Origin of the sequence: Mesorhizobium sp. IMUNJ 23033, assembly GCF_044778005.1 — a bacterium.
Lineage (GTDB): Bacteria > Pseudomonadota > Alphaproteobacteria > Rhizobiales > Rhizobiaceae > Mesorhizobium > Mesorhizobium amorphae_A.
Window position 1 is genome coordinate 67,920 of the sequence record NZ_JBJACT010000032.1, and the last position, 7,151, is coordinate 75,070.

The 7,151-nt window shown below is 60.9% G+C and carries 5 protein-coding genes; all 5 read right to left on the reverse strand.

Annotated elements, in window-relative coordinates; all coding sequences use genetic code 11:
• Positions 1-67 precede the first annotated feature (67 nt).
• The 5 genes from ACFX5Q_RS28320 to ACFX5Q_RS28340 all read right to left on the reverse strand — a co-directional run bounded on the left by ACFX5Q_RS28320 (position 68) and on the right by ACFX5Q_RS28340 (position 6,566).
• Positions 68-2,068 (reverse strand): hypothetical protein, encoded by a 2,001-nt coding sequence (locus tag ACFX5Q_RS28320; protein WP_404283242.1) that lies wholly within the window; start codon positions 2,066-2,068, stop codon positions 68-70.
• 375 nt (positions 2,069-2,443) lie between these two features.
• Positions 2,444-2,878 carry a hypothetical protein gene (locus tag ACFX5Q_RS28325; RefSeq protein WP_404283243.1) on the reverse strand — a complete coding sequence of 145 codons (435 nt, stop codon included), beginning with the start codon at positions 2,876-2,878 and terminating at the stop codon, positions 2,444-2,446.
• 288 nt (positions 2,879-3,166) lie between these two features.
• A complete protein-coding gene (locus tag ACFX5Q_RS28330) occupies positions 3,167-5,410 on the reverse strand; it encodes a hypothetical protein (RefSeq protein WP_404283244.1) in 2,244 nt (747 codons plus the stop codon).
• On the reverse strand, positions 5,410-5,904 hold the full coding sequence (locus ACFX5Q_RS28335) for a hypothetical protein (RefSeq protein ID WP_404283246.1): 495 nt from the start codon (positions 5,902-5,904) through the stop codon (positions 5,410-5,412). Before ACFX5Q_RS28335 ends, ACFX5Q_RS28330 begins: the two co-directional genes overlap by 1 nt.
• 2 nt (positions 5,905-5,906) lie before the next feature.
• Complete coding sequence (locus tag ACFX5Q_RS28340) at positions 5,907-6,566, reverse strand: hypothetical protein (RefSeq protein WP_404283247.1); 660 nt, start codon at positions 6,564-6,566, stop codon at positions 5,907-5,909.
• Positions 6,567-7,151: the final 585 nt, after the last annotated feature.

Consider the following 7,151-nt stretch of genomic DNA (forward strand, 5'->3'; position numbering starts at 1 on the left):
CGAAAAGCGGCTCCGCCGCTACAGCAGTGTCACGCTCAACTGTCCGTCCCCAGCTACGACATTGCTATCAGAGCCGGTCGATGTGGCGCTGAGGGAAAAGGCCAGCGTTCCGGAGACGGTGACCGTGAATATACCGGAGACACTGTGGGCGACATTGGCTGAAATCGCCTGGGCTCCGCGGCAGAGAAGTGAGGCTCGACCGGTACCAAACACACCTGTAGGTTCCGCTTTTGGTGAGCTGCGTGATCAGCTCTCCGGCGGTCCCTCCTTTGGTTGCCTGTATCATCCCCTGCACTAGGTATCGCTCGCCCTTGTAGGCCGCACGCGATGACATCGACGTGACGGCGGTAAGGGTGCCTACGACTGCTACCGTGCCTGCGTTCTGCATCGCCGACACTGGCTTGTTGTCTCCGGAGTACTCATTCGTGCCGCTGGACACGTCGTCATAAGTGGCCACCGTGGCGTTAGGATAGGTCCCGGAAGGCTGAAGGCCGCTCGTCTTGCCGCCCGTTGTCGTGCCGCCAACGATGACCGTCTTGGACGGGCGCTGGTGCCGAATGTTGCCGCAAGTGAAGCGATCGCAACTGTTGAAGACGACGCCGATGAATTCACCATCCACCGCAGCGTCGTTCGCCTGGCTTTGGTTGATCGCCGAGATATCATTTACGGAGGTATCATCACATCCGGTCAGGTGAATGGCATAGGTATCGGTGTGGGTGAGCGGGCTCTTATAGATGCACAGACCAGTGATGAACGACTGCGGAGCGTTCACCATACCGATCCCTTTGGTAAATACGTCGGCATGTCCGCCCCGAATGTCAACCAGAGGGCGCTTGGTCGTGTAGTTGATGTCGATCCCGATATCTACCGCAACGAAAACCGGCTTCGTGATAAACAAACCCTCGACTTCGCCGCTCGATTTAAAACCGACGTTGCTATGCGACACATGCGGATTGTCGACGTTGATGTTGCCGGGAACCGCCGATAACGTGGGCGTGTCGGAACCGATGATCTCGATACCAGCCGTCATGTTCTTGAAGACCGCCACGCCGGAAAGCGCATTGTTCTTGCGGCCGACGACGACAGGGCGCACGATGGACAATGCAAAAATGTCCTGGCACTTGATACCCTTCCGCCAGCCTGAGGCCAGCACGTTACCACCCCAGCACCATACGTCTTCAATCACGCAACGCTCAACGGCGCGGTTCGTGATGCTATCTGTCTTGCTATACGTCACGGTGAGCGCGTCCCCGGCCTCCTGCTGTGTTGTCTGGAGCAGAAGGTTTCGGATGAACGTCGGGTTGGTGTAGTCGTTCTGGCTGATCGTGATGCCGGACGTCGCGCCAATAAACTCAAGAATGGACATACCGGGTCCATGACCCTCAAGCGAAACCGGCGTGTTGGTGACGGTATTCAGCAAACCATCGATCTGATATTTGCCCTTGCGCAGCTTGATCGGCGCGCCGCTAGATAGTGCTAGGTTAAACGCGGCCAATGCGTTGCCAGAGACGAAACCAAAATCTTCGAGGCTTACAGGACCATCCTTGAGCTTTGCGATGGCCGGGCGAGCAACGGCACCTGTGAGCACTTGAGTCACTATGGTCGCGGTATCGACATAGGCCTTGACGCTCTGTTGCGAAGGCACCTTCGTCGCGCTGTTTGATGCCATGTCATCTTCGTCGAGGATGTCCGCGGTCGTGAGGGGAATAGGATCCGCAGCGATGACCAACGCATCATCGCCTATTACCGGATCAAGAGTCTCGAAAACGAAGACGCGGTCTGCCCACGTCGCGCCCTCCTGAACGCGAACGGTCGTGCCCTTTTGCACAGTGCGCGCGGTGCGCGCGTCGGCGGCGCGATACCAGCGGCCCGCCGAGGCCGTGCGAATGCCATTTTCCGAACCGTCGGTCTGGTCCTTGACCAGCACACGGTCGCCGACTTCCGTCACGACGCCGTCGATCGTCAGCAGGCCGCCGGTATCGACATCGATATTCCCCGTGGTGGCGAGGCGTACAGGTTCGCGTTCGCCCGTGAGAAGACGGACGGCGGCAGTTGCAGGTCGGGCCATAAGGCTTGCTCCATGAAAAAAGCCCCGCGAAAGCGAGGCTTGGACATTCGAGGAATTGGGCCGCTGTTGCGGCTATTTCACTTGGATCGGCGCAGTCGTTGCGCTCGGCGTGGTTCTACTTGTCGCGGTCCGTCGGGGCACTCTTGATCCAGCCCGCTCCCGTTGGCCGTCAAACGATCTGACGGGTGGCGGAGGGCGCTAAGCCGTCTCGACCTGCGCGGCATAAACAAGGCTGAGGGAAAGGTAACCGGATAGGGCCAGGCGCACGAGGACGACCCCTTTCAAACCGGCTGGGAATAGGTGCGTCTAAGACGCAAAGGCAGGCGGTAGAACCAGACGCATTCACAAACCTCCACGCTGCCTCCGACCTCAGCACTACTTGTTGTCGCCGTCGAACGGTTTGATGGATGCGGAAGGCAGGCCCAGTTCATCAAGCACATCGAAGGCGCGCTCCGATACGACGAGGTTCAAATTCTGGTTGATACCGAAGTCGTCGCGACCTGCCCTGCCATCTACCTTGAGCCAAACGAATACGGGAAGTTCGACATCGGGCTGCAACTCTTGAAAATCCTCGGATGTGGTTATTTCCGCCTCGGCGAATGTGGCGCCAGAGATGCCGATAGCGAGCAACCCGCGCCTGGCCTCTTCGGTGACGAGGAAACAGGGGAAGGTGGTCACAAGTACGTCACCAAACCATCCCTCTACCCGATAAACAAGCTTGCTCACAACCGGCGGATGGACGCTAGTATCCATGACCGTATCTTCGCCAAGACCGCCAGCGACATCGGGCTTAATTTCAAAATATCTCATCGGTCACCTATCGGCGGGTCAAACAGATGCCCATACTTCTTGTTCAGTTCAGTTGCGAAGTCAAGCACTTGCTGCCGAGTGGCGGTCGTATGCGTTTTATAGAATTGGTCCCATTCAGATCGAATGACTTTTTTGTGCAGATTTATATCGAATTCTTTTCGGATTCCGCGAAGATTCTCGGATGAATGTATCTCTTCCTGGGTAAAAAACCCCGGGTATCTCTTAATAACGTCTTGCTCTACGTTATGGTGGACTACATAATCACTCATATTGAGCGTGGGATTCGCGTCAAAAAAAGTCTTTCGATAGTTCTTTGATTTTGTCCAATCCAACTTTTGCGCCGGCATATTTGATCGTAGAGGGGTCTCTAGCAAGCAATGAGACCTTTAACGCGGTATCAAAAGCACTATCGGATATTTCACCTTGCGGTGTCTTTCGCCTCGGAAAAGGCGGCGAAACAGAACGAGCAATGAGTTGCTGATCCCGAAAGGTTTGTGCATCGACGCCACGGATGAGCGCAGCGCCGCCTTCGACTAGTTCAGCCGACGGCTTCGAAAATACGGAAAGGCTCTCGAGCCAGGGTTTGGCAATCTTTCCGGCTTGTTCCAAGGTTTTTCCGGCCAACCTTTCGGCGGGAATTGGTCCTGCGACGTTGAGCAATGCTTCGCCGTAATTGCCGTCCAGCGCGGCATTGCCAGCCTTTTCAAGTGCAAACGACGCCCCCAGCGGCGTGATATCGGCTACCGAAAAGCCGTCCTCGCCAAGCCCATCGGATCCCACGAGCTTTTGTGCAAGAAGACGCCACAAGCTCCCCCGTTCACTGTCGCCAGCTATCCATTTCCCGAGCCGCTCCTGATTCGTCGGGATGTAGTTGGTGAGTTCCGCATTCGCTCCCGATCGGCCTGGCTCGAGTGTGTTGGCTAGGTCGAGCAGCATCATTGGGTCGGCTATCGCCTCCCGACGCGATCGGTCATTTATGCTTCTCTCCGCCTGAGCCGCACCGGTCTGAATCAGGTGGCCAAGGATCGCTTCGCGCGCGGCTTGGTTTGGAAGCGCCGCAAACAGGTTGCGCAACTCTGCGTCCTGGTCTTGCTGTGGTTGGGTTTCGTCTTTTTGTTTTCCCACAACTTGCTCGGCGACGGCGTTGGGAAGCGGCTGGATGGTCTCAAAGCCCAACTGCTGCTGGGCGGCGATCGAGCCGATGATCGCCGCCTGATAGTCCTCTGGCTTCGACAGATTGTTCCAGGCAGAATCAAGATTGGCGAACGTCTTCCGAACGTAGCCGCCGGGATCACCCTGCCTGGCTCTGAACGTCAGATCCGCGGCGGTGGCGATGGCGTCATGATGTGCTTTGTCTGCCTCCGGATTGGCGCTGTCCTCCTTGGGGGCAGCATCCCTGATCTTGGCCCGCACGGCCTCGTTCGACATGCCGCGCATGCAGTAGAATTGCCGACTGACGTCGATCGCTCGATTGAAGTCCTGGAAGCGCCTGACGCCTTCGGTAGCGCCGTAGAGAGAGACGAACTGCTCCGGAGTCGGCATCGAGCCGGAATAGGTTCCTGTATCCCTGATAGCGGCCGGCGCATTCTGCTCGGCCAAGCTGATGCTGGCCCGTGTTTCGACTTGCCGAGTCGCGTCGGCGGCACGGGCCTGCTGGATCAGGGCCGTCCGGTCTTCGGACGGAATGTCGTCTCGAAAGGCCTGCGCGACTCTTTCATCCGGCGTAAGTTTGCCAACGCGATCGCCCTTCGCGGCCGTTCCGCTCTCCTTCGCCGACGAAGCGACGCCCATTGCCACACGGATGGTTTCGCCCATGCCGTCGGCAACAGCGGGCGCACCACCAAGCATCTCGGCGGCACGCTTGGGGTCCTGGGCGATCATCGCCTGGACCAGCGCCTTGGCCGTGTTGCTGCGCCAGGCCACTTCCGCCGCCTGCCGGGCGAGCGGATTGCCGATCTTGGCGATCAGGTCGAAGCCGCTCTGCCGGATCGCCTCGAAGTTTGCGGTATTGTTGGGGTCGCTTTTTGCGATGGCGCTCGTCGATATATTATCGATCTTGGTCCATTCGGCATGCTCATAGTCATCGCGGCGCGCCTGCTGCCTGACGGCCATACGGGCCGAGCCGACCGCCCGCATCGCTTCCTTCTGCCCGGCGAAACCGGCACGCTGACTCTCGGGCATGTTCGGCAAGGCATCGTCGAACAGCGTGTCGAACAGGCCGGGCTTGACCACCCGGCCGGTGCGCGGATCGACCTGGCCGTACATGGTGTCGTGCAGGCCGGCGCCGTCGGCCGGCGCGTTCGCCACCACCTCGTCTTCCGCCTGCGCAATCTGGCCACTGAACCGGCGGCGTGCGAGGTCGGCGTCGAACGCCTCCTGCCGCTCTTTCATCTGCCGGTAGTGCTCGGCGACAGCGGAAAGCTCGTCGCCAAAGCCCTGCATCGCCCTGCCGATCGGCGACCCCTCGGGATAGGAGACGACATTGCCGGTATCGAGCCGGCGCTGGGCCACATGGAGAGGAATGGTCGCCATCAGTAGAGGCCTCCGGTGGAAAAGCCGCCCGGTGCCGGCGGGAAGGCGCCTTTGCCGAAGGTCACGGCCTTGGCCGGGTCGTAGAGAGCCGACACGAGATTGCCGCCGACCTTGAAGATGCTCGCGGTCGCCGCCTGCTTGCCGGAAAAGCGTGAGATGGCGGCCTGCGTGGTGAGATTGTTCTGGCGCAGCTGCGAGCCGTACTGGAGCGCCTTGAGGTCGAGCTGGCCCTGCCTGGCATTGGCGGCCAGCACCTCGGTCGGCGAGCCTGATATGCCAACGCCGGAGGCGCCGGCCTGGGCGCGCGCCTGCGCCTGCAGCAGGTCCTGCCTGTGGCGTTCCTGGCTTTGCTCGAAGGCAGCACTTTGCGCGTCGGCCTGCGCCTGCTGCGCATAGGCCCTGGCCTGATAGTCGGCCATCTGCTTCTGCTGCTGGCCCTCGGCCAATGCGCCGCCGACGGAAAGAACGGTGCCGAGAAGAGCAAGTGTGCACATGGTCAGCCTCGCGCGCCGGCAATGGGGATGAACTTGCTTCTGACGCCGTCGACGGGCGCGCGAAGCGCCGGGCGCGGGTCGAGCGCGCCGCCGGGGCTGAGGAAGGACAAAAGCATCCTGTCGGCCTGGATCGCCGGGCGGCTGAGGCGGGCGGGTGCGGCAGCCCGCGCGCCGGCCATGGCGGCGCGGCGGGTTGTCGTCAGGTTGACCTTCAGGTCGGGCACGCCGGCGGCGTCGAACAGGCCGTTGGCGGTGGCAATGGCGCGGGCGAGTGCATCGGCCTCGAACAGTTCCTGGCGCAGCAGTTCGACCAGGCGGGCAACATTGCGCCAGCGCGCGGCGAGCGCTTCGGCCTTGGCGCCGATCTCCTCGCCGAGCGCCGCGATGTCGGCGCGGGCCTCGCTTTCGGCGGCGGCGGCGCGGCGCTTGGCGGCCGCCTCGATGGTCTTTTCGATGAGCGCGATTGTCGCGTTGCAGGCGTCGAGCGCGGCGCGTGCCTCGCCGAGGACGCCATCGCCGAAGATGGCGCGGTCCTCGGCCTGCTGCAGGTCGCGCCTGCGGGCGAGCGCGTCGTTGAGGTCGGTGTCGAGCAAGGCGATGACGGAAGCAAAATCGGCAGCCGTCCGCGCCTTGCCGAGGGCATCGGCATGGGGGGATGTCATGGGGAGTGTCCTTCTTTCGGAGAACGAGAATGATTTGCGCAGAGGAGCTCGTGCGCCGAAGCTGCCAATCTCCCCCCTCGTGGGGGTTGAGGAGTGGTCCGCGAAGCGGACGGAGAGCCAATTGCTTGGCTCTCCGAATGACGAACGCCCGGCAGGGCAGAGGGGGGCGCGAAGGAACGCTACAAAACGATTTTCAGTCCGCGCGGCTGTGAAGTTCGACCGCTGTCATGACCTGGCCGACCTATGCCGTCCTTCAAGCGTCGCGGCGGTGCAGAACCTTGGAGAGGCTGGCGGGACAGCGCCCCCCTCTGGCCTGACGGCCATCTCCCCCACGAGGGGGGAGATTGGCAGCGTCGACGATGGCGCCCTAGTGGATACCGCCTAACATAAGAGTCCGATTTGGGATTCCGCTTTGGGAGTGCTCGTGCGAGTCTGGCGCATGCGTGCAGGAACTTGGTTGGAGGAACCGGGATGTCGCTCACTGGAGGCTGTTTGTGTGGCAACGTGCGCTACAAAACCAATGCCGAGCCTTTGTGGCTCTGTCATTGCCACTGCAATAGGTGTCGCAAACATACCGGATCGCCG

Bases quoted from the DNA above. Each gene is read 5' to 3' on its own strand.
- ACFX5Q_RS28325 (WP_404283243.1), bottom strand. From the start codon at position 2,878: ATGAGATATTTTGAAATTAAGCCCGATGTCGCTGGCGGTCTTGGCGAA.
- ACFX5Q_RS28330 (WP_404283244.1), bottom strand. From the start codon at position 5,410: ATGGCGACCATTCCTCTCCATGTGGCCCAGCGCCGGCTCGATACCGGC.
- ACFX5Q_RS28335 (WP_404283246.1), bottom strand. From the start codon at position 5,904: ATGTGCACACTTGCTCTTCTCGGCACCGTTCTTTCCGTCGGCGGCGCA.
- ACFX5Q_RS28320 (WP_404283242.1), bottom strand. From the start codon at position 2,068: ATGGCCCGACCTGCAACTGCCGCCGTCCGTCTTCTCACGGGCGAACGC.
- ACFX5Q_RS28340 (WP_404283247.1), bottom strand. From the start codon at position 6,566: ATGACATCCCCCCATGCCGATGCCCTCGGCAAGGCGCGGACGGCTGCC.